The organism is Pseudomonas sp. TH32 (genome assembly GCF_016650855.1).
GTDB lineage: Bacteria > Pseudomonadota > Gammaproteobacteria > Pseudomonadales > Pseudomonadaceae > Aquipseudomonas.
Window position 1 is genome coordinate 1,882,569 of the sequence record NZ_JAEKFA010000002.1, and the last position, 22,910, is coordinate 1,905,478.

19 protein-coding genes and 1 pseudogene are annotated in these 22,910 nt (G+C 60.1%); 15 read left to right on the forward strand and 5 right to left on the reverse strand.

Features of this window, described 5'->3' with window-relative positions:
* Positions 1-39: 39 nt before the first annotated feature.
* Positions 40-1,017 (forward strand): helix-turn-helix domain-containing protein, encoded by a 978-nt coding sequence (locus JFV30_RS12215; protein ID WP_201123962.1) that lies wholly within the window; start codon positions 40-42, stop codon positions 1,015-1,017.
* A 126-nt stretch (positions 1,018-1,143) separates the two neighbouring features.
* Here JFV30_RS12215 and JFV30_RS12220 read toward each other — a convergent pair whose 3' ends face one another.
* Positions 1,144-1,950 (reverse strand): NAD(P)-binding domain-containing protein, encoded by an 807-nt coding sequence (locus JFV30_RS12220; RefSeq protein ID WP_201123965.1) that lies wholly within the window; start codon positions 1,948-1,950, stop codon positions 1,144-1,146.
* A gap of 215 nt (positions 1,951-2,165) precedes the next feature.
* Between JFV30_RS12220 and JFV30_RS12225 the strand changes: the two genes are divergently transcribed.
* The 3 genes and pseudogenes from JFV30_RS12225 to JFV30_RS12235 all read left to right on the forward strand — a co-directional run bounded on the left by JFV30_RS12225 (position 2,166) and on the right by JFV30_RS12235 (position 4,151).
* Positions 2,166-2,612, forward strand: a complete 447-nt coding sequence (locus tag JFV30_RS12225; RefSeq protein ID WP_054046088.1) for a cupin domain-containing protein — start codon at positions 2,166-2,168, stop codon at positions 2,610-2,612.
* Positions 2,613-2,650: 38 nt separating this feature from the next.
* Positions 2,651-3,331 carry a type 1 glutamine amidotransferase domain-containing protein gene (locus JFV30_RS12230; RefSeq protein ID WP_201123968.1) on the forward strand — a complete coding sequence of 227 codons (681 nt, stop codon included), beginning with the start codon at positions 2,651-2,653 and terminating at the stop codon, positions 3,329-3,331.
* Between the two features lie 20 nt (positions 3,332-3,351).
* Positions 3,352-4,151: pseudogene (locus JFV30_RS12235) on the forward strand (acetoacetate decarboxylase family protein).
* Between the two features lie 227 nt (positions 4,152-4,378).
* Here the strand turns inward: JFV30_RS12235 and JFV30_RS12240 are convergent.
* Positions 4,379-5,293 carry a LysR family transcriptional regulator gene (locus JFV30_RS12240; protein WP_003217142.1) on the reverse strand — a complete coding sequence of 305 codons (915 nt, stop codon included), beginning with the start codon at positions 5,291-5,293 and terminating at the stop codon, positions 4,379-4,381.
* A gap of 248 nt (positions 5,294-5,541) precedes the next feature.
* Here JFV30_RS12240 and JFV30_RS12245 point away from each other — a divergent pair, with 248 nt between their 5' ends.
* From JFV30_RS12245 to pgm, 4 genes are all read left to right on the forward strand, one after another.
* Positions 5,542-6,564: a zinc-dependent alcohol dehydrogenase family protein gene (locus tag JFV30_RS12245; RefSeq protein WP_017479702.1), complete on the forward strand. Its 1,023-nt coding sequence runs from the start codon at positions 5,542-5,544 to the stop codon at positions 6,562-6,564.
* 658 nt (positions 6,565-7,222) lie between these two features.
* Entirely contained in the window at positions 7,223-8,644 is a 1,422-nt protein-coding gene (locus JFV30_RS12250; protein WP_201123970.1) for a hypothetical protein, read from the forward strand.
* A 36-nt stretch (positions 8,645-8,680) separates the two neighbouring features.
* Positions 8,681-10,087 (forward strand): aminotransferase-like domain-containing protein, encoded by a 1,407-nt coding sequence (locus JFV30_RS12255; RefSeq protein WP_201126173.1) that lies wholly within the window; start codon positions 8,681-8,683, stop codon positions 10,085-10,087.
* 106 nt (positions 10,088-10,193) lie between these two features.
* Positions 10,194-11,840, forward strand: coding sequence for a phosphoglucomutase (alpha-D-glucose-1,6-bisphosphate-dependent) (gene pgm / locus JFV30_RS12260; protein WP_201123972.1), 1,647 nt, complete (start codon positions 10,194-10,196; stop codon positions 11,838-11,840).
* Between the two features lie 135 nt (positions 11,841-11,975).
* Here the strand turns inward: pgm and JFV30_RS12265 are convergent, their stop codons facing one another.
* The gene (locus JFV30_RS12265) at positions 11,976-12,671 is read right to left on the reverse strand and encodes a pirin family protein (RefSeq protein WP_201123975.1); all 696 of its coding nucleotides are present in this window, start codon (positions 12,669-12,671) and stop codon (positions 11,976-11,978) included.
* Between the two features lie 217 nt (positions 12,672-12,888).
* Between JFV30_RS12265 and JFV30_RS12270 the strand changes: the two genes are divergently transcribed.
* On the forward strand, positions 12,889-15,348 hold the full coding sequence (locus JFV30_RS12270; protein ID WP_201123978.1) for a UvrD-helicase domain-containing protein: 2,460 nt from the start codon (positions 12,889-12,891) through the stop codon (positions 15,346-15,348).
* 43 nt (positions 15,349-15,391) lie between these two features.
* On the opposite strand, the gene JFV30_RS12275 is transcribed toward JFV30_RS12270, so the two are convergent.
* Positions 15,392-15,664, reverse strand: coding sequence for a DUF1652 domain-containing protein (locus tag JFV30_RS12275; RefSeq protein ID WP_003217129.1), 273 nt, complete (start codon positions 15,662-15,664; stop codon positions 15,392-15,394).
* Between the two features lie 259 nt (positions 15,665-15,923).
* On the opposite strand from JFV30_RS12275, the gene JFV30_RS12280 reads away from it, so the two are divergent.
* The 5 genes from JFV30_RS12280 to JFV30_RS12300 all read left to right on the forward strand — a co-directional run bounded on the left by JFV30_RS12280 (position 15,924) and on the right by JFV30_RS12300 (position 20,516).
* Entirely contained in the window at positions 15,924-16,739 is an 816-nt protein-coding gene (locus tag JFV30_RS12280) for a helix-turn-helix transcriptional regulator (protein ID WP_201123979.1), read from the forward strand.
* Between the two features lie 49 nt (positions 16,740-16,788).
* Positions 16,789-18,195: an NAD(P)/FAD-dependent oxidoreductase gene (locus tag JFV30_RS12285; RefSeq protein WP_201123982.1), complete on the forward strand. Its 1,407-nt coding sequence runs from the start codon at positions 16,789-16,791 to the stop codon at positions 18,193-18,195.
* 27 nt (positions 18,196-18,222) lie between these two features.
* On the forward strand, positions 18,223-18,564 hold the full coding sequence (locus JFV30_RS12290; RefSeq protein WP_201123984.1) for a cupin domain-containing protein: 342 nt from the start codon (positions 18,223-18,225) through the stop codon (positions 18,562-18,564).
* Between the two features lie 60 nt (positions 18,565-18,624).
* Entirely contained in the window at positions 18,625-19,704 is a 1,080-nt protein-coding gene (locus JFV30_RS12295; RefSeq protein WP_010169417.1) for a polyamine ABC transporter substrate-binding protein, read from the forward strand.
* Between the two features lie 383 nt (positions 19,705-20,087).
* On the forward strand, positions 20,088-20,516 hold the full coding sequence (locus JFV30_RS12300) for a M10 family metallopeptidase C-terminal domain-containing protein (protein ID WP_242487063.1): 429 nt from the start codon (positions 20,088-20,090) through the stop codon (positions 20,514-20,516).
* Positions 20,517-20,552: 36 nt separating this feature from the next.
* On the opposite strand, the gene JFV30_RS12305 is transcribed toward JFV30_RS12300, so the two are convergent.
* Positions 20,553-21,347, reverse strand: a complete 795-nt coding sequence (locus tag JFV30_RS12305; protein ID WP_201123990.1) for a helix-turn-helix transcriptional regulator — start codon at positions 21,345-21,347, stop codon at positions 20,553-20,555.
* 196 nt (positions 21,348-21,543) lie between these two features.
* On the opposite strand from JFV30_RS12305, the gene JFV30_RS12310 reads away from it, so the two are divergent.
* Positions 21,544-22,908: an APC family permease gene (locus tag JFV30_RS12310; RefSeq protein WP_201123993.1), complete on the forward strand. Its 1,365-nt coding sequence runs from the start codon at positions 21,544-21,546 to the stop codon at positions 22,906-22,908.
* Positions 22,909-22,910: the final 2 nt, after the last annotated feature.

Below are 22,910 nucleotides of genomic sequence, written 5' to 3' on the forward strand. Positions count from 1 at the left end.
TACAGGCAGGCGTCACCTGAGACACTGCGAGATCGCACCATGGCCACTCTTACCCCACCCAACGCTAACCAGTTCCGCTTTATGGAAAGCCACGATGCCTTCGAGCACGCGGGATGCCTGAGCGAATGGGATGACAACCGCTACCACCAGCTGGAGAAAAAGGCACCTTTTCACGGCGCCATCGCCAGCCACTCCATTGCCGGGAAGGTGCTGATCACGCGCGAGACGATGGACAGTCCCTGTGTGGAGCAGATCTGCCATGTGCCGCTGGATTCGATCGTCATCGTCAACGTACGCTCAGCTGAGGATGTGTTGCTCAATGGCCGGTACGTCAATGCGAACACCTTCCATGTCTCATCGGGGCGCTCATTCCATGCGGTCGCCAAGGCGCCCATCGAAGCGCTGATGTTGACGGTCAGCAAAGCGGCTTTTTTTGAGCGCTTCAACACGGAGACATTCCTGGGCGGCGAGTCCAAGCCGTTCGAGCGATTCGTTCAACCTGCCCCGGCGACCCAGGTCGATTTCGAAGTGAACCTCAAATCGCATCTGAGTGACGTTCACGCAGGCATCGGGCTGACACCGTTCAGCACCAGCCTGGAGAGGGTGTTCGGCTGCGTTCAGGAGATTCTTGACTTCGATCGTTCAAGCCGGCTGGTGATTCCACCGTCCACCCGGACATACATCGTGGAAAAGAGCTGTGAGTTTTTTGCCCAGCGTGTCCAGGATGAAGACATCGGCGTGCTGGACCTCTGCAATCACCTACGGATCAGTCGCCGTACGCTTCAATACAGTTTCGAGGACGTGTTGGGCATGACGCCGCTGAACTACTTGAGGTCGGTACGGTTGAATATGGCCCGCAAGCTGTTGATGTCTTCACCCCAAGACACCATCCAGGGCGCAGCCCTGGATTCCGGCTTCAGCCATTTGGGGCGTTTCTCAAAGTACTACCAGGATTTTTTTGGCGAGTTGCCTTCCGAGACGGTCAGCCGTTTGGGGGCGAGTCGACGTCATCATTAAAGCGGCGGCCATGAAAAAGCCGGCCCTTTCGAGGCCGGCTTTTTAGCGGTTCCGGGGCTTATGCACCGGCTACCAAGTATTGCGAGTTGAAGCCCAAGGCACCATGGCCGGCGTCCTGGGCAATCTTCAGGTCGTCGGCGAGGGCCGATATGTGGCTGGCCCGCAGGCCGTTGGCCTGGAGTGCGTCGCGCCATTGCAGGACCGCATCCAGGTACACGTCCACCGTTGCCTGAATGGTGCTGAAGTCGTTGGCCTCGATCTCCTTGATGCTTTTTGCACCTTGTAGCGCAGCAGGTCGAGCATCTTGTCTGCGAACTCTGCCAGTTGGCCGGCACTCACACCCTGGGTTTTGGCGTAGGCCGCAGCCTCCAGGAAACCTGCCAAGCCGACCGCGTAAAAACTGCCGGTCATGGCTGCATCGACGATCGGTGGCACCGAGAGGTCCTCACCCGTGTAAAGGGTGCCCTGCGGTGCCATCGGCGTAACGGTTTGCGCAATCTCATCCCAGGCGCAAGGCGCACAGGCGTATTGGATCGCCGTGTAAGGCCCGCCAATCAAGTCAGGGTAGGAGGAGATGGCCGCATTGATAAAGGTACCGCCGCAGCGTTCAACCACGGCGCGAAAGCGAGGCCCGTCTTCCGGCATGGAGGTGCTGAGATTGGCCACAAAGCGCCCCTTCAAGTCCAGCCTCTCGCTGTGGCTTTCAATAAGCGCGGCTCCGCCCGCCGCACTGCTGATAATCATGATGATCAGCTCACTGGCATGAACGGCATCTTCGAACGAGGGTGCAAGGACGGCGCCCTTTGCCTCCAGCGGTTGGGCGGCCTGCGCGCGACCGTCCCACACAGTGACCTTGCGACCCGCCGCAAGCAGCGTGCTGGCTAATCCGGAGCCCATCAGGCCGGTGCCTATAACCGATATTGTTTTAGTCATCTTCTTATTCCTCGAAGGGGCGAGGCGCACTCGCCGGGTTATCTACGCCCTGAAAGCTAAGGGCTGAACCCCCAAGTCGATAGCCATTTTTGGCAACTCCACGGTGGTGTGTTTCGGGACGGTGCCTGGCGTGTGCATTGCCGATTCTGGATAGGGCCAACCGAACCCTGCCTGTAGCGTGTGCCCACCGATAGACACAAACCGTGAGGCCTGAAATGAACCTTATCCAAAAACCACAAGACGCTTATGTACAGGTTGACCAAGTCGAATGGCAGGCGTTTCCCGAGCAATTCCATACCGGTGGGGTGAAGTGGAAACTGCTGCACGTGTCGCCTGAGTTCGGTATTTGGACCGTCATGTTTTACTGCCCCAACGGCTCCATTCTGTTGCCGCACATTCACCATGGCCCCGCAGAAGGCTACGTGTTCGAAGGCATTCTCGAACTGCGGGGAGGCCCGGAAAAGGGTGGGGCGCTGTGTGTCCAGCATGGGTTCTTGTATGAAGCGACCGGCGCTGAACACGAAGAAACCAAAATGCTTGCCGACACCACATTCATTCTGCAAATGGTGGGGCCCATCACCTGGAGAACCGCCGACGGTCAGGACGTGAACCAGACCTGGTCCAGTGCTCAGGCTCTTTGGGAACAGCAGACCGCTGCCTGATTCCCGGTCTTCAATGACTACGTTGTGGGGTGCGCTCGATGAGTATTTTGTTTGTTTTGACTTCGCATGCTTCCTTTGGCGATACGGGCCGCGACACCGGGCTGTGGCTCGAGGAGTTTCTGGTGCCGTATTACACCTTTGTCGACGCGGGTTTCTCGGTCCGGCTGGCGTCACCAAAAGGTGGGCGCGCGCCAGTGGATCCGCTGTCGATTGACGCCTTCAAGGATCACCCTTTGTATAAACGCTATGGGGCGGATGGCATTCTCAGGGAGCGTCTGGGCTCTACCATCAAACTGTCGGCGATTATCGATTCGCAGGTCAGCGCCGCGGTTTATCCCGGTGGGCACGGCCCGTTGTGGGACCTGCGTAATCAGCCCGACTCCATTGCGCTTATCGAGTCACTTCTGGCCCAAGGCAAGCCGGTTGCAACCATCTGCCATGCAGGCTGCGCGCTGCTCGACGCACGTAAGCGCGATGGCCGGCCGCTGGTCGAAGGTGTGCAGGTGACGGCGTTCAGTGACAGTGAGGAGGCCGCCGTAGGCCTGGAAAAAGCCGTTCCCTACCTCGTCGAAACGGACTTGAAAGCGCGTGGCGCGGTGTATTCCAAGACCCTTGATTGGGAGCGCCACGTGGTGGTCAGCGGTGCGTTGATTACCGGGCAGAACCCGGCGTCTTCGCAAGGCGTGGCCGAAGCGGTTATCCAACAATTGAAAGCCTGAATCCAGGGAGATTGACGGCCATGAGCTTTGTCAAAACCAAAGAAGAACTTCAAGAAATTCAACGTATTCTGTCTGAGGGGCGCTGCACCATTGAGGCGCTGTCGATAGAGTTCGAAACCACATTCGAGTTCTTGCGTGCGGTGCTGCCACCGTGTTTCGACCTGCCAGAAACACCCACCGCGATTGCCAGCGTTTCCCGTTGGCAGAGCGAGCTGTGCGGTGAATTTGACTGCGGCATCATTTCCCTCAAGTGCCGGTACAAGGAGCTTGAAGGCACCACCATGCTGGTGTTGATTGTGAGTGGCGACATGCCCGTCACGATCGGTCGGGAGATGTGGGGGAGGCGAAGAAAACCGGTATTGCCCAGGTCTATCTCGATGGCCACGAAGCCTATGGGTTCTGTGAGCGTAACGGTGCACGCTTGATCGAGATCGAGGCCGAGTTTGGCGAAAACCTCGGTCCTTCAAGCAGTGAAGCCTACGATTTTGAAATCAAGGCGGTGCCTCACTCCTCGGGTTACGGCCTGCAGCACGAGCCGATTTTGAATTGCATGAAGAACCAGGAAAACCTGCGGGTAAAACGTGTCGGGGCAGGGACCTTGAAACTCAGCGGAACGGCGCTGGACCCCCTTCACACCATTCCCGTGGTGTCAGTTGGCACGGCTTATTACACCGAAGGTGAGTCTAGCTGGACGGTGCCACGGCTGGAGGTGCTGCCGGATGGGGAGGCTTACCTGCCGTTTATCTATGGGCAGAAATTCGATGATTTCCGACTGTTTCGCAAGCCGGCGCGCTTCCAGAAAACGCTCCGGCCGGCGTAGTACCACGACCGTTCTGCCGGGCCTGCCGATGCCCGGTGCATGATGAAATTGTGCGGTAGCCCTTTTGGCGCCTGAAAAGGCGCCTTTTTTTGCACTTTTTTAGCTGCGGCTTAACCAGGCTGGCGACATGTTCAGCCAGGAACTGCGCCTGGGCTACACGTCCGACACCATCCGAAAAACGCCCTCGGCAAGGAATACATCACCAGCAACCGCAGTGAGGGGGGGCCTTAAAGACTATCCGGATCCCCAAAGAACATCTGAATCCGCGACCTCAACCAACGTTCCCCCGGATCATTGTCCTGGGAGCCGCGCCACGCCATGTGCAATTCAAACGTGCGCACCGGCAATGGGGGCTCCTCAGCCCGCAAGCCACCGGCTGAAGTCAACGCTTCAGCGGCATAGTCCGGCACGGTCGCGACAATATCGGTCCCCGCCAGCAAAGTCCCCAGCCCATTGAACTGCGGCACCGCGAGCACCACGTGGCGCTTGCGACCGAGTTTCTCCAGTTCTTCATCCAGAAAACCGCTCAAGTCCCCGGCGAATGACACCAGGGCGTGGGGGCGGGCGCAGAAGTCGTCCAGGCTCATGGAGCCCGGCATGCTGTCGGCCCGCAGCAGCATCGGTTTGCTGCGGCGCAGGACCTTGCGCTTGGCGTTGGCCGGTAAATCGGTGGTGTAGCTCACGCCGATGGAGATTTCCCCGGAGGCCAGCAGGCCGGGCATCAAGATGTAGTTGACCCGACGCACCACCAGCACGATGCCAGGGGCTTCGGCCCGCAGGCGTTTGAGCAGCAGGGGCAGCAGGGCGAATTCGACGTCGTCGGACAGGCCGATGCGGAATACGGCGGTGCTGGTGGCCGGGTCGAATTCGGACGCGCGGCTGACGGCCGTGGAAATCGAGTCCAGGGCCGGGGAGAGCAGGGCGAAGATTTCCACCGCACGGGCCGACGGCTCCATGCTGCGCCCGGTACGCACGAACAGCGGGTCGTCGAACAGGCCGCGCAGGCGCGACAACGCCGCGCTGATGGCCGGCTGGCCAAGGAACAATTTCTCGGCAGCGCGGGTCACACTGCGCTCATGCATCAAGGTTTCGAATACGATTAACAGGTTGAGGTCGACACGACGCAGGTCGTTACGGTTCATCTTGTGTCCCAGGCGGCGTCAGTAAACTTGACGGGAGCGGTCATATAAGAACAATGACCGGCATGAATCTTACGGGGAAAGGCTGGTACTCTGCACCGGCTAATTCAGTTTTCCTACATGGCTTGGTACGTTTTCCGTACGTGCGGAATCAATGACAGGCATGTCGACTATTAACGGCGACCGGTGGTCTTGCTCCGAAAGCCCAGATAGAGTTCATGGCAATAGAGGTTACTTTGACGAGGTTTGCGATGTCCCGCACGATCCGTTTTCACAAGTTTGGTCCGGCCGAGGTGCTCAAATGCGAAGAGCATGCAGCCGCTAAGCCCGCACCGGGCGAAGTGCAGGTGCGCGTCGAGGCGATTGGCATCAGTTGGTACGACATCCTGTGGCGCCAGAACCTGGCGTCGTCCCATGCCCGCCTGCCATCAGGCCTGGGCCATGAAATGGCCGGTGTGGTCGTGGCGGTTGGCGAGGGTGTCGACGACCTGGCAGTGGGTGACAAGGTCGCCAGCTTCCCGGCCGAAAGCCCCAATGATTACCCGGTGTATGGCGAACAGATCGTCCTGCCCCGTTCGGCCCTGACCCGTTACCCGGATGTCTTGAGCCCGATTGAAGCCAGCGTGCACTACACGCCGCTGCTGATTGCCTATTTTGCGTACATGGACCTGGCGCGGGTCAAACCCGGGCAATTCGCCCTGGTGACAGACGCCAGCCACTGTGCCGGCCCGTCGTTCGTGCAACTGGGCAAAGCCCTGGGTGTACGGGTGATTGCCGCGACCAAGACCAGCGACGAGCGTGAGTACCTGCTGTCCCTCGGGGCAGAGAAGGTCATCGTCACCGAAGAACAGGACCTGCTGATGCAAGTCAACAAGTTCACCGATAACCGCGGCGTTGACGTGGTGTTCGATGGCTTGGGTGGCCCGCAGATGTCGCTGCTGGGCGACGTATTGGCGCCCCGTGGCAGCCTGGTGCTGTATGGCCTGCAAGGTGGCAACCAGACGCCATTCCCGGCCTGTGCGGCGTTCCAGAAGAACATTCAGTTCTTTGTGCACTGTATCGGCAACTTCACTGGCAAACCGGAACTGGGCATCATCCAGGACCAGGTAGCCTTGCAGCGCGCCCTGCGTGATATCAACCAACTGACGGCCGACAAGGTGCTGATACCGCTGAAAACCACGGTATTTCCCTTCAGCCAATTCGTCGAAGCGCACCGCTATATGGATGAATGTCCATGCCGCGAGCGTGTTGCCTTGCAGGTAGAAGCTGTTTGATCTGTGGGAATATTCTCAAGCGAGTATTCCTGCCTCCGGGCGCATGGGGCAAATGCGCCATTTGACAGGATTTAACCTGCTCGCCGTTTAAACCGGGACTTAAGCGTTTCAGCCCGGTAAATCAGCTGCCTCCCCCTGACGCCGCCCTGAATCCCAGCGCGGCGTTGTCGTGTCTGGACGCTCCAGACCCACTGCATGCGCCCATCTGAACTGGTTTTAGCTCGGGTTCTGTATCTGTTAATCATTATTCAAGCGCTGATAATTGCCCGGTCACTTTCATCTCAAGGATTGAGCAATGATTGAATATCTGAAATCACCCTGTGCATCCGTTAAACCCAATAACGTTCCGTGTGCCTGTCCCGGCGGAAAACCATTATTAAAGTTGCTTGTGTCGGATGCTTCTTTAGTTTCCAAGTTAAAACAGCGTAGGAAGTTGTAAGAGCATTCCTAGGGCTGCCCGGTTGAGCTGCGCGCCGCGATGCCGGGCGTTTCCGGGGCTGGAAGCCCCTCGAAGTGCCCCTCGGCGGGTATGGCCCGGTGCTAATCTTCATTGAATGTCACATGTTGCAATAGACAACGCCCCCTACAGAAACAACAGGTCCGGCAAGTGCCGTTAACGGTTGCCCGAAACTGATATTTCAACTCAGGTAGTAGAACTATGAGCGCTATTCACGAGCAAGCCATGAACTATGTCTATCAACAAGTATTGCAACGCTTGGTAGGGCATTTTTCTCGAACAGAACGCACCTCGCTTCAGTTGTTGATTCAACGCATCGTCGTGGCAGCAGGTGGCATGGAGCGGATCGGTGAGTACAAGGTATTGGTCGCCCATGGCACAGGCGCCGGCAGCAGCTATGCACTGGCGTTGCTGCGTGCGGCGCAGTTGACCCTCGCGGGCCGCACGCCGCGCACCTTTCAATTGCGCGTCGCCACCTTGCGCCATGCCGGGATGACGCAAACCGCGCTGGACACCCTGCATCGCGGCTACAGCGCGCTGTTTCTGCATGACGATCCGCGTGTCGAACTGCTGATGGTGGAGAATCAGGAGGTGTTGCCGTTCAATCATCTGCGGCCGGCCTCCGGCGTAGCGCGCGACACCAGCCGGCGCAACCTGTTGATGGTGGGCCACCTGACCTCCGGGGATCTTCGCCAGACGCTGTGCAATGACGGCTACCTGGCCCTCGGTGACTTTTACCAGCGCGTGAGCACCTGGAATGGCGGCGTGCATGCACTGGTCAGCGGTGACTCCACACGCAAGCAGCGCGCGTACCTGGCGTGGCTGAAGAAGGCTGCGCTGTCGGCCGGCGTAGCGGTTCCCGCGCGGCAACCCCTGGTGCTCAGCGGGTTGTTCGCGCGCATGGACGAGTGGAGTAACGGCTATTACTGCGACCTGTACGGCGAGCACCACGAAGTCGCCGAAATGGCCGAGAAGGACGACCACCGCCACATCGCCTATATCGGCATTGCCGACCTCGTGGAAGCGGTCGAATACTCGTCCGGGCCTTTGGTGCGCCAGTTTCTGGCCTACCAGCCGGACGAGTTCGGCTTTCATCACAGTCATCCGGCCTACGTGAATCCGTTGCTGATGGCCCATCTGCGCGGCCTGCAAGCCGAGTGCCTGCGGGAACTGGACTATGCGGAGGGCGTAGCGGGCTTTGTGCAGCAGGCCATGCCGTTCATGCGGCGCAAGCAGATGCCCGAACAGCTGATTGCCCAGGCGGCGACCCAGGAAGGGCGTGCCTTGGCAGCCGGCTACACCCAGGAGCTGTTTGGCCTGGACGAAAATCAACTGAACTGCCTGATGTTTTCGCCGTTTATCCGTCATGGCGAACGCCTCGACAGCTTTTTGCGCCAATGCCACCCCGGCATGCTGGTGGCACTCCCTGAGCTGCACAAGGCACTGCAAGGCAAACCGGTGGCCGAGATGCTCGGGCAATGGGCTACCGACATCAGCGGGTTACCGATCGACTTGCTGCAACACCTTTATCGCAAGCGGCCTGCCACGGAAGTTCCGTGCATGGCCACGGCGCCGCAACAAGTCGCGCCCGCCATTGCAACCTGCCAACTGTCCGGGCGTTAAGCGGGTGGCGCCATGGGTGACGGTGGGTGGACGGCGATGAGCTTCAAGGATGACAGGCAAACCGACTTCGCCTACCAGGCGGTGTATCGCTACATGATCAACCTCATCAACGAGGTCGGCACCGATGCCCGGGTGAAGTTGCCGTCGTTGCGGCAACTGTCGGAGCGCCTGAACGTGTCGATCTCGACCATTCAATACGCGTATTCATTGCTGGAGAAGGAAGGCCGGGTCTATTCGGTGGCCAAGTCTGGCTATTACGCCTGGCCAGTGCTGAATAAACCGCCCGGCAGCAGTGGTGGTGACCTGCTGGAAAGGCTTTATGCGAATGCACGGCGCCCGGGCATGCTGGTCCTCAGCGCCGACGAACCGGCGCTTGGGGTGTCTCTGGACGGGGCGCTGCTGCTGCTGGAACGCGAACTGTTGCGTCATTACCCGCGCCATTTGCAGCCATGGTCGCAGCCGTGCGGCGTCTGGGAACTGCGTGCAGCCCTGGCGGCGCGCTATACCTCGTCGCCCACCCGTTGTTGGCAGGCGGACGAGGTGTACATCGGCGCCGACCTGCGCGGGGTGCTGGAGATCCTGATTGAGGTGCTGGGGCTCAAGGGCGCCGCCGTTATCGTGGAATCACCCTGTGACTGGCTGATTCTGCGGTTGTTGCAGGGGGCGGGGGTGAGGATCATCGAATTGCCGTTCACGGCGGACGACGGCCTGGACCTGACGCTGCTGGAGCAGTTGCTCAACAATGAACCGGTGCAACTGGCGCTGCTGTCATCAGGCGTCAGCCTGCCGTCGGGCGTCCTCTTGTCCAACCATGACCGCATGCAATTGGTACGGCTGCTGGACCGGCATGGGTGCTGGTTGTTAGAAAATGACAGCCATGGCGACCTTGGCTTCGAACAGCCGATCACTGCGCTGCGGGACCTGGCCAACCCCGAGCGACTGATGGTGTTTTCCACCTTCGAGAAAGTGCTCGGGCCGGAAGCGCCCTTTGGATATTTGCTGTCGCGCCACCTCGGCAGCGAGTTGCAGCGCCAGTTCCTGCTGCGTGCGTTCCGGCTGTCGTCCATCCGCCAGCGCGCCATTGCCCGGCTCTATCAGAGCGGGCGGATCGACCAGCATCTGCGGGAGTTGCGACCCCAGCTCAAAGACCAGGCCTGGCGAATGAGCCAGCGCCTGGACGAGCACCTGGCGGATCACGTGACTTACCAAATGCCGGCGGCGGGCGCGACCTTCTGGTTGCGCTCCCGGGCGGCGGTGGACATGCGCCAGGTGTTTCAACGGCTGCTCGGCCGGCAGGTGGTGATAGCGCCAGGCGAGCTGTTCAGCATCAGTGGCCTGCATCGCCAGCACCTGCGGCTCAGTCACACGTTCGACGGGGCGTACAACCTGGGGAACGCCCTGAGCGACCTGGCCCTGGCATTGACGCAGGCGCAGACCGAATGAGAATGAAATATCGCTGATTGTTGTAGGATTTATAACGTCGCGGAGCAGTCAAACTCCCAGTAAACTGCACTCTTTTTCCGAATCCTTCTTTTTCAGAGGTTTATGCATGACTCTCAGTCCTTTTGCGGGCAAGCCGGCACCAGCTCAACTGCTGGTAGACATCCCGCGACTGGTAACGGCCTATTACACCGGCCAGCCTGATGCAGCGATCTCCACCCAGCGCGTCGCCTTTGGTACCTCCGGGCACCGGGGCAGCTCGTTCGACCTGAGCTTCAACGAATGGCACGTGCTTGCCATCAGCCAGGCCATCTGCCTTTACCGTGAGGCCCAAGGCATCAACGGTCCGTTGTTCGTTGGCCTGGACACCCATGCGCTGTCCACCCCGGCGGGCGCCAGCGCCCTGGAAGTGCTGGCGGCCAACGGCGTGCACGTGATGCTTGCCGAAGGCGATGAGTACACCCCGACACCGGCGATTTCCCACGCCATTATTTGCTACAACCGTGGCCGTACCAGCGGCCTGGCCGACGGCGTCGTGATCACGCCGTCCCATAACCCGCCACAAAGCGGCGGCTACAAGTACAACCCGCCTAACGGTGGCCCGGCCGATACTCACATCACCAAATGGATCGAAGCCAAGGCCAACGAACTGCTGGCCAATAAACTGGCCGGGGTCAAACGCATCACTCACGCCCAGGCGCTGAAGGCTGACACCACCCATCGTCACGACTACCTCAACACCTACGTGGCCGACTTGGTCAACGTCATCGACTTTGACGCGATCCGCAACGCCGGCCTGCGCCTGGGCGTGGATCCGCTGGGCGGCGCAGGGGTGCGCTACTGGTCGGCCATCGCCGAGCATCACCGCCTGAACCTGGACGTGGTGAACACCGAAGTCGATTCGACCTTCCGCTTCATGAGCGTCGACTGGGATGGCCAGATCCGCATGGACCCATCCTCCAGCTACGCCATGCAAGGCCTGATCGGCCTCAAGGACCGTTACGACGTGGCCTTCGCCTGCGACCCGGACCACGACCGCCACGGCATCGTGACGCCAACCGGCGGCCTGCTGGCGCCGAACAACTACCTCGCGGTGTCCATCGACTACCTGTTCCAGAACCGTCCTGAGTGGCGCGCGGATGCCGCCGTGGGCAAGACCGTGGTCAGCAGCGGCTTGATCGATCGCGTGGCCAAACGCATCGGCCGCCGCCTGTACGAAGTGCCGGTGGGCTTCAAGTGGTTTGCCGACGGCCTGTTCGACGGCTCCCTCGGCTTTGGCGGCGAAGAAAGCGCCGGCGCCTCGTTCCTGCGCAAGGACGGCAGCGTCTGGAGCACCGACAAGGACGGTTTGATCCCGGCACTGCTGGCCGCAGAGATGACTTCACGCAAAGGCCAGGACCCGAGCCAGATCTACCGCGGCTTGACTGACGCGCTGGGCGAGCCGTTCGCCATCCGGGTGGACGCCAAGGCGACACCGGCGCAGAAAGCCTTGCTGGGCAAGTTGTCGCCGGACCAGGTGACGTCCACGCAACTGGCAGGGGAAAGCATCCAGCAGATTCTCAGCCACGCGCCGGGTAACGACCAGGCGATTGGCGGGCTGAAAGTCATGACCGAAAACGGCTGGTTCGCCGCGCGGCCTTCGGGCACCGAGGACATCTACAAGATCTACGCCGAGAGCTTTATCGGTGAAGACCACCTCAAGCAACTGGTGGAAGAGGCGCAGGTGTTGGTGGACGGGGCGATCTCGTCTAACTGACACCCCAATTGCACCTGTGACTGATTAACCTGTGGCGAGGGAGCTTGCTCCCGCTGGAGCGCGTAGCGCTCCCAAGATTTTGGGGCCGCTTCGCACCCCAGCGGGAGCAAGCTCCCTCGCCACATTTAAATTCAGTCAAGCCAGGTCGACCAACACGATCTCGCTGTCTTCAACCGCCGTCACCCGCAACACCTGTTCATCCTCAATCGCCACACCGTCTCGAGCGTGTGCACGCAAGCCATTGACTTCAATCACCCCGGTCGCCGGCACCAGGTACGCCCGACGCCCGTTGTCCAGCCGATACTCGGCACTTTCACCGGCTTTCAAGTTGGCCGCCACCAGGCGAGCATCGGCACGAATGCGCAGGCTTTCGCTGTCTCCGGCCTTGCCGCTGGCCAGGGTCACAAACCCTTCGCGATCACCTTTCGGAAACGGCTTGGCGCCCCACGACGGCGGTAAACCCGCCTCGTTGGGAATAATCCAGATCTGGAAAATCTTCGTCGGCGTGGCTTCCAGGTTGTATTCGCTGTGGGCGATCCCGGTGCCTGCGCTCATTACCTGAACATCGCCGGCCTCGGTACGGCCCTTGTTACCCAGGTTGTCGGCATGGCTGATGGCGCCTTCCCGCACGTAGGTGATGATTTCCATGTCGCGGTGCGGGTGCTGCGGGAAGCCGGTGCCCGGTGCAATGAGGTCATCGTTCCATACCCGCAGGTTGCCCCAGTGCATACGCTTGGGGTCGTGGTATTCGGCAAAGGAAAAGTGGTGGTGAGCGTCCAGCCAGCCGTGATTGGCGCCGCCCAGCGTGTTGAAAGGTCGAAGTTCAAGCATGATCGTCTCCTGTGGATGGGGCCATGATCCATCAGCGCCAGATCGATAAAAAGCGTAAAAAATGCAGGATTCCTATCGAATGCTTCGATGCCGATGCTCAGGGCTTGTCTTCACTTCATCGCCTAACTGCCTGAGCGCAAAGTAATTGGCTGGAACTGAGGGGCATTTGCGGCGAACATAGGGCTCTTGTCCGAGTTAAAGCATCGCAGGAGTCCGCGTGCCGCAACACACCCCCGATCTGCCTCCCGAACTGCGGCCTCTGGCCGAAATGCCCCTGTTGAAACGGCTTGCCGCCCGATTATTCGGTCACGGCCTGACGCGGCTGCGCGCTCAGCACCGTTTTTCATGGCTGCATGGCCAGGCCGATGGCTTTCGCAGCGGCCACACGGCTGGTGTGGAGTACGGTTACCAGGAAGGCAAGGCGGATGGCATTGAAGAGGGCCGCCAGGTCTTGCTGATTCGCGACTTCCGCCCGGATGAACACACCGCGCCGGGCGTCGACGACGACTTGTTCGACGACTGGCGCCTGCCGCTGACCGCCGAGCTGAAAAAACGCATCAAGGCCGATGTGGCGCGCCTGCTGCCGGCGCATGCCCAGCCAAGCGCGGCCCAATGGAAGATGATTTTCAGTGATACGCCGTCCACTTCGGTGATTGCCGGTGCCGGCGCCGGCAAATCCACTTCGCTGGTGCTGCGTATCCTGCTGCTGACCCATTACCTGGGCTTTGAACTCAGCTCGATGACGGTGGTGACCTTCACCCGCGAGTCGCGCAAAGACTTCATCAACAAGCTCATGGACATTCTCGCCTTGTGGGGCCAACCCCTTGGGATGAAAGAGGCGCAAGCGGTGGTGCGCACCTTTCACTCGCGCATTCTGCCGATGGTGCGCAGCCTGCCGGGCCTTGAGCGCCTGCAAGCCTTTGAGAACCTCAACGCCCGCACCGAAGCGGGGTTTGACGAAGCCGACAGCAATCCGTTCGAACTGCGCATCAACGACGCTCAGCGCCAGCAGTTGAACGCCTGCTATCACCAGCTGCACGGCCGTCACGAACGCTTCCGCGAGCTGATTGCCCCGTTGGCGCGCCATGCCCTGCAGCTCAAGGAGCTGGAGCGCGACCATCCGGACGTGCAAAAACGCGTGGCCGTGACCGAACTGGCGGCCAAGCGCGATGAAGAACTCTGCGACGTGATCGAAGACCTGTGGTTTCGAGCGGGCGCCTGGCCGATCAAGGGCATTGAGCCCAATCGCCAGACTTTCGATATCAACGGCGCGCAGTTTCACTGCCACGGCTACATCGCCGAACTCGATGCCTGGGTGGTACTCGGCTTCGACCCTCGGGAAAACGCCCAGGTCAGCCGCCCGGGCTCAAAGCTGTCGGTACGCGCAGAGTGGGCGGTCAAGCGCACGCTGTTTCAAGCTTTCTGCCGTAAGCCATTGATATGGCTTGAAAGCTACGATTCATCCAAGCGGCTTTTGAGCAGTCTGGCGGGCGACGCAACAGCGGGCCCGGGCTTCGATTACAAGGTCAAGGGCGAGCTGAGTTCCGCGCCACTGCTGGACAGCTTTATCGCCGCCGCCGGGTTTATCGAAAACCTGGGGCTGGACGTGCCCACGGCCGTGGGCAAGATGAGTTTTGCCAAGGATGACCCGGACCGCTTTTACTTCGAGGCCCTGAGCATCTTCTGGAAAGCCCTGGAAGATCATCTGCTGGACCAGTCGCCACCGGTCATGACCTATAACCGGATGTTCTCGCTGTTTGGCGAAAACACCCCGGAAAACCTCAAGCTGCTGAGCGACGGCCTGCTGCGACCGATGTCGCACCTGATGATCGACGAGTTCCAGGACGTGTCGCCGCAGATTGTCTCGTGGATCCGCGCCAGCCTGCGGGAGATTCGCAGCCGTGGCCCGGCCATGCACGTAGGGCGTGGCGCCCAGCGTTCTTCGCTGCTGTGCGTGGGGGATGACTGGCAGTCGATCTACGGCTGGCGGGGCAGTTCGCCCAAGTACTTCATGGAATTCAACAAGGAATTCCCGTCTCCGGCGACCACACGGGTAATGCTGGGCGAGAACTACCGCAGCCATCAGCACGTTATCGATGCCGCCGAACACATCGTACGGGCCGCCCCGGCCATCAGCGGCAAGAAAGCCAGGGCGAGCGGAAGCCCGAAGGCGCTGGTGCCGGTGACCGTGCGTGATCGGGATGACGCGGCCCTGGGCCAGCAACTGCTGGCGCACTATCAAAAGGGTGATTCGATATTAATGCTGTATCGAAAAAGCAGCGATAAACTATTGATACAAGAGCATATTCAGTCTGTAGTTAATCTGGATTCTAGCTTGCCGTACGATGCTCGTCGGCTCAAGCAACTGACCTATCACAGCGCCAAGGGCTTGCAGGCGGATACGGTGTTCCTGTTGGGAGATTGCCAGCATTTGACCAGTTCGCCGTACAAGAATCAGGTCTACCGCATGGCAGGCCTGGGCAAGGACGGCGATACCGAGCCTTACGACAGCGCGCAAAAAGACGAAGTGCTGCGCCTGGCCTATGTGGGGATTACCCGGGCGGTGAGCCATTGCTACTGGTATGTCGAAGCGCAGGACGGCCAAGGGGTAAACGTGCCGAAAGCATCGGACCGGGTGGCCGAGGACAAAGCGTTTTTTGATGATCAGCGAAAATGAAAAAGGGCCACCCCAGGGTGGCCCTTTTTTATGCCCGCAGCGACTAAGCCCGCAACGACAGCGGCGGCACAAACGACTCCAGCTCATCCTCGACGGCTTCAATGATCCGCTCCACGTCGGCGGCATTCATTACCGTGGCGCAGGGAATGCCGGCAATCGCAATCAGGGTTTCTCCGCTGGCGCGGTCGAACAGGCGGGCGATCATGCTGCCGGGAGCGTCCATGCTCGCCTCAAAGCCCATGGGATGAAAATGCCAGCGCATCAACTGGCAGGCGTTGGGGAACGTCACTTTATTCATGTTGCCCACCTTGTTCATTGAGCGCTTCCTTTAGCTCGCTGCAGGGGCGCCATGACCGTCACTGGTCCTGGCCGTCGTGAGCCCTAAAAATAGCATTCGTTCGCATCCGGCAGGGGAGTTTTTTGGCCCCGTTCGGCAGTTGTTTTCAGGAAGTTTGATGTGGGTCATGTCCTGCACGGCAATGGGCGAAAGGCCACTGGTCGGAAGTGCCAATTGGTCATTGAGCCGGTGCCTGGAGTTCGGCAAGCTTCGTTTTTAAGTTGGCTTAGAGTTTGCCATGCAAGACATCATTCCGGATGACCACCAGAAAACCCAAGCCACGGCCAAGTTGGTGCTGCGTCACCATCTGTGTTGGAGGGATCGGGACCTGGATGGGGTGATCTCCTACTACCACCCGGACATCCAGTACCACGATTTCTTCCAGAACCGCGTCGTGGGGGCAGAAGACCTGCGCGAGTACCTGCAAGCCAGCATGCCCCGTGGCGCCGATGAAGCCATCGAGCACACCGACCGCATCCGGGCCGACGGTGACACAGCGTTCATTCAATACCGCATCACTTTGCGCGGCGGCCAGGGGCTGGTGTCGTTTCGCACCAGCGAAGCCATTACCGTGCGCGACGGCCTGATCTGGCGGGTCAACGAATACGCGTCCCTGGTGCACGAACAGTCCGCCAGCCGTAGCGAGACCACACGCCCGACCGTCAGCCGCCTGGGTCTGTCGCCCCAGCAACTGAGCTACATGGCCAACGACCTGCAACAGTATTTCCAGCGCCAGCAACCGTACCTGGACCCTGAACTGGACCTGCAACGGGTAGCGAAGGAGTGCGGGTACAGCCGCAACCAGATTTCCTACCTGTTGAACCAGGTGCTGGGCCAAAGCTTTTACCGCTACGTCAACCAGGCGCGCCTCCAGCATTTGCTGGCCGCACTGGATAACGCAACGCCACCGATACGCATCGACGAACTGGCATTTGCCGCCGGTTTCAATTCGACATCGGCGTTCTATAGCTGCTTCCGCCAGCACACCGGCCAGTCCCCCAAGGCCTACGTCAAACAAATTTCCCTGCGTGCACGCGCGCAAGACAACCCCTGAGGCCAGGCTCTAGGATCACTGCCATCGAAGTGTGGTGGTGGAGCTTGGCATGCCTGCATGGCGCAATATCAGTTTATGGATGGACCAGTTGGACGAGCCGCTGGTGGCGCGCCCGTCCCTGGAGCACGACCTGGACGTCAACGTGGCCATTATCGGCGCCGGCTACACTGGGCTCTGGACCGCGTATTACCTGAAGCGCCAGGCGCCCGAGCTGAAGATCGCAATCATCGAAGCGCAAACCGCCGGCTTCGGAGCCTCGGGGCGTAACGGCGGCTGGTTGATGGGCAACCTGCTGGGGGAAGACCGGCTGCTGGCAGGGTTGTCCCCGGAGCAGCGCCGGGCCTCGTTCGACCTGCTGCATGCAATCCCTGATGAAGTGGCGCAGGTGATTGAGCGCGAAGGCATCGACTGTGACTACCGCAAGGGCGGCGTGCTGTATTGCGCCGCGCGCTACCCCGAACAGGAAGCCAGCCTGCGGGCCTACCTGGCCAAACTCCACGCCCAGGGCCTGACCGACGACGATTACCGCTGGCTCGGCCCGCAGCAGTTGGCCGAGCACATCCGCATCGCCAAGCCCTACGGCGGCATCTTTGCTCCCCACGTCGCCACGATTCACCCGGCCAGGCTGGTGCGTGGCCTGGCGCGGGCGGTCGAACAGATGGGCGTCACGATCTACGAAAACAGCCCCGTGACCCACTGGCAATCCGGCAGCCTGCGCACGGCCAAAGCGTCGGTGCGCGCCTCATGGGTGGTGCCGGCGGTGGAGGGGTATGCCACGACATTGGCGCCGCTGGGGCGCTATCAGTTGCCGGTGCAAAGCCTGATCGTCGCCACCGAGCCGTTGCCGGCCAGCACCTGGGATGAGATCGGCCTGAACCGCGGCCAGGCGTTCGGCGAAAGCAGCCGGCAAGTCACCTACGGCCAGCGTTCAGCCGATAACCGCCTGGTGTTCGGTGCCCGTGGCGGCTATCAGTTTGCCGGCAAGCTGCGGCACAACTTCGACCTTACCGACAGCGAAATCGAACTGCGTCGCTACCTGTTCGGTGAACTCTTCCCGCAGCTCAAGAAAGTCCGCATCACCCACGCGTGGGGCGGCAACCTCGGCATGTCCCGACGCTTCAAGCCGCACATGCTCTGTGACCACGCGGCAGGCATCGCCCTGGCCGGTGGTTACGGCGGCGAGGGCGTAGGAGCCAGCAACCTGGGCGGCCGCACTTTGGCCGACCTGATCCTGGGGCTCGACACGCCGCTGGTGCAGCAGCCATGGGTGATCCAGCCGGGCCGGCTGGACGGGCTCAAGGCCTGGGAGCCGGAACCGTGCCGCTGGCTGGGCTACAACGCGATCATTCGCAGCTTTGTCCACGAGGACCAGGTGCTGGCCAACCCCAACACCGCGCCGTGGCGTCGCAAGTTGGCCAGCGGGGTTGCCGGGTTCATGGAAGGTTTCATGCACTAAGTCGTTTCAATCACCACAGGTATGAACATGAGCATTACCCAGTTCAAAAACACACTGAGCGCCCATTTGCCCGACTCTTCGCCGGTTGCCGTGCCATTGGGCACGCCGGTGGCAGTGGCCTCCACCCTGAGCGTGGAGCGCAACGACGGCGTCGAAACCGGCATCTGGGAATGCACGCCCGGGCGCTGGCGCCGGCAGATTGTGGCCCAGGAGTTTTGCCACTTTATCCAGGGACGTTGCACCTTCACCCCCGACAACGGGGAAATGCTCCACATCGAAGCCGGCGACGCACTGATGTTGCCGGCCAACAGCACGGGTATCTGGGACATCCATGAAACCGTACGCAAGACCTATGTATTGATCCTCTGATTCTTTGATCTTTGATCGCCTGCCATAAAAACAGCCCTAAAACCGCCAGGAAATCGAACCATGAGACCCATTGCCCTGTTGCCGCTGGTATTTGTCGCCACCCTCAGCCAAGCCGCCGAGACGGTAAAGATCTACAACTGGTCGGACTACATCGCCCCCGACACCACCAAGAACTTCCAGAAAGAAACCGGGATCGGCTTCACCTACGACGTGTACGACAGCAACGAAACCCTCGACGGCAAGTTGATGACCGGCAAATCCGGCTACGACGTGGTGTTTCCTTCCAACCACTTCATGGCGCGGCAGATCCAGGGCGGGGCGCTGAAGAAACTCGACAAGAGCCAGTTGCCCAACTGGAAGAACCTCAATCCGGTGCTGCTCAAGGCCCTGGAAAACAACGACCCGGGCAACGCCCACGGCTTCCCTTACCTGTGGGGCAGCACCGGCATCGGCTACAACATCGACAAGGTCAAGGCCGTACTGGGGGACAACGCCCCAGTGGATTCCTGGGACCTGATCTTCAAGCCCGAAAACATGCAAAAGCTGCAGAAATGTGGCGTGGCGATCCTCGACAACGGCCCGGAACTGCTGCCGGCAGCGCTCAACTACCTGGGGCTGCCGCACCACAGCAAGAAGGCGGAAGACTACAAAAAGGCCGAGGACCTGCTGATGAAAGTACGGCCGTACGTGGCGTACTTCCACTCCTCGAAATACACCGCAGACCTGGCCAACGGCGACATCTGCGTGGCCGTGGGCTTCTCCGGCGACATCCTCCAGGCCGAAAGCCGCGCCAAGGAAGCCAAGAACGGCGTGAACATCGGCTACAACATTCCCAAGGAAGGCGCCGCCATCTGGTTCGACATGGTCGCCATGCCCGCCGATGCCCCGGATGAAAAAGCCGGCTACGCGTTCATGAACTACCTGCTGCGCCCGGAAGTGATGGCCAGCATCACCAACTACGTGCACTACGCCAACGGCAACGCGGCGGCAGACAGCCTGGTGGACCCGGCGATCAAGAGCGACACCAAGGTGTACCCAAGCCCGGAAATGATGGGCAAGTTGTTTGCGCTGGAAGCGATGCCGCTGAACATCGACCGGATTCGTACGCGGGTGTGGAACACCATTCGTACCGGTCGCTGATGATCGTTCCCACGCTCTGCGTGGGAATGCATCCTGTGACGCTCCGCGCCACGATTAAATAATAGTGTGTGACGAGTATGAGTGAGTTCCCGATATTTTGATTCGGAGAGTTTCATTAGTTATTCGTCACACACTGTTATACAAGCAAGCTGGAAAATACTTTTATTAGCGGGGAAGGTTCACAGCCGAAGCTGGGTTTTAATCGCAATATTGACTGGCTGGTTTATTGATATAAGGCAGCCGGTTTTGCACGGTGATTATTGCTTCTGGCTTCGTCAGTAACCTTCACTTTTATATAAAAGGTCATTCATATGTTAGTAGAGAGTCTCCCCGCAGGCGGAACCTGGACGTACCCCGAATCCCCCAGTACAGCACGCCCAACCTTGCGCGGCACAGACGCAAGCGAACGACTGGAGGCCATTCGTGGCCAGGATTCCGTCATTATCGGCGGTGGCGGTGGCGATCAACTCGTCGGGCATGTGGGCCGTAACAGTTTCAAGTATGAAAAGCCCACCGACTCGCTTGAAAGTGATGCGGACCGGATTACTAATTTCAATCCGAAGGACGACAGGATCGATGTGTCCAGGATGCTGAAAAAGTTGAATATAACGGAAGTCAAATTGACGGAAGGACCTCCCCAGCAGGTTGGGGATATGCAGTTGGCTTATTTGCGTCCTCAGGAAATCGGCGTTCTGACAATTAAGGTGACGCCCGAAGGCGAGAACTTTGCTGTGCACGTCGATGGCGTTCACTTAACGGAAAAAATATCAAGCTATTCAATAAACCCAAATAGCCCTGGCTCGGTGCTGTAGGCGCTCAAGGGTGACATGCCGTGAGCGCTTTTCGAGTCAGGGATTCTCCAAGTCATGCCCCAACGACTGGATAAACAACGAAAACAACTCCGGCTGCGACGAGATATCCAGCTTGGCGTACAGGTGCCGACGATGCACCTTGACCGTGTCCGGCGAGATACTCAGCCGCTCGGCCATGGCTTTTGACGAAAACCCGCGCAACACCAGCCGCGCAATCTCCAGTTCCCGCTCCGACAACACCCCGCAACCAAAATGACTCAGCGCATCGCGAATCTGGCTGGCCATTTGCGCAGGCGCCGCCACCCGCTGGGTACTCTGCTGCCAATGCTGCTGCATCAACGGCAACACCCAGGCCGCCAACGTCGTCATCAACCCGGTTTCCTCCCCGGTAAACAGCCGCTGCATGCCCAACGACAGCGATAACGTCCCCGCGCCCGGCAGCTGCAGGATGAACTGCACCTCGTCTTCCAGCACGTTGTCGTGGAAATAATTGAGGAAGTATTCACTCTGGCGAAAGTGATCCGGCGCCACTTCTTCAAGGCGGTACACGCCACTGGCGTAGCCTTCCCGGCAGGCCTGGAAGAACGGGTCGAGCAAGTACAAGCCATTGAGGTACACCAGCATCGATGCCGGTTTGCTGCTCGGCTGCGCGTCGTATTCCTCCAGGGCCTGGGGCGGGCCGTCGGCGGGGTAGAAAATCGCCAGGGCATTGTCGAAAGGCACGCATTGGTGCAACAACAGCACCAGCTGTTTCCAGAATCGCTCGGTGCCGATCTGTGCGACGGTACGGCCCAGGCCCGCGTGCATGCCGACTTCCCTGAACAGGCTCATGTGCCGCTCCCCGCAAAGAATGAGGCCGCAAGGGTTCGACTTTTGCCCGGCGGCGTCAAGGGGAGTACTCCAATAGGGGAATTGGCCGCCTTATGCAGAGCGTTTAAGTTGGCCGTCAGTCAGCGGGGAACATACCCCGCGTCGCTTTGCCTTTTCGTTTCTGCCTCAAACCAAGAACAATCAAGAGGATAACGATATGAGTGCTCCTTCCACGCCCGACGGCGTGCTGAAACCCACCCTCAGTGTGTTCGATGTGGTGGCCATCACTGTCTCGGCGGTGACGCCGGCCAGTTCGGTATTCGTGATTGCGCCGTTTGCGATCCAGCAGGCCGGCAGCGGGGTGTTCCTGGCCTTTGTGATGGCCGCGTTGCTCGCGCTGATGTTCGCCTTTTGCTACGCCGAACTCGGCCGCGCCCACAACAGCGCAGGCGGCGAGTACGTGTACGCCAAGCGGGTGTTCGGCGGCATGGCTGGCTACGCGACGTTTCTCACTGTATTGGTGATGTTGCTGTTTATCCCTCCGGTGCTGGCCACTGGCGCGGCGACGTACCTGAATAACGCCCTGGGCACCACCTTCGACTCACAAACCGTGGCCCTGGTCATCGTGGTGTGCAGCTACGCCCTGGGTATCCTGAATATCAAGCTGAATGCCTGGATCACCGGCACCTGTCTGCTGCTGGAAGTGGCGGCGTTGCTGGTGATTGTGTTTATCGGCTTCGGCAACGCGGTGCAGCCGGTCAGCGTGTTGTTGCAACCGCAAATCGTCGAAAACGGCGTGTTGCACCTGGCGCCCTGGGCGCTGGTGATTGGCGCGGTCGGCATCGGCCTGTTTTCGTTCAATGGCTACGGCCCGGCGGTGTTGCTGGCGGAAGACATGAAGTGCGGCGGCAAGGGCGTGCACAAGGCGGTGTTGTGGTCCCTGGGGCTGGTGGTGGTCATCGAACTGGTGCCGATCACCGCGCTGCTGATCGGGGCACCATCCCTCAGCGCGATGATCAGCAGCCCCGACCCGATTGGCTACCTGTTGACCAGCCACGGCAATGAAACCCTGTCGCGGCTGGTGAGTGCCGGGATCTTCCTGTCGGTGTTCAACGCCATCGTCGCCATCGTGATCCAGATTGGCCGGGTGGTGTTCAGCAGCGGCCGCGATGCGCTGTGGACGCCCACCATCAACAAACTGTTTACCCGGATTCATCCGCGCTGGGATTCGCCGTGGTTGGCTACGCTGTTCCTGGCGATTCCTTCGGCGTTGCTCAGCTTCAGTTCCAACCTGGCGGACCTGACGTCCTTCAGTGTGCTGCTGATCATGCTGGTGTACCTGATCGTCGCGCTGAGTGCGCTGATGAGCCGGGTCGTGCTGCGTGACCGTGAGCACCCGTATCGCATGCCGTTGTGGCCGGTGCCGGCCTTGCTGGCGGTGCTGGGCGCCGGCTACCTGTTGGTGACCCTGGCGATTGCCGCCTCGGTTCGCGACATCATGATTATCATCGGCCTGCTGGCGCTGTCGGTGATCCTGTATTGCATCAGTGGCCGGTTGAGTCCGGCGTTTCAGAAATTGTAAGG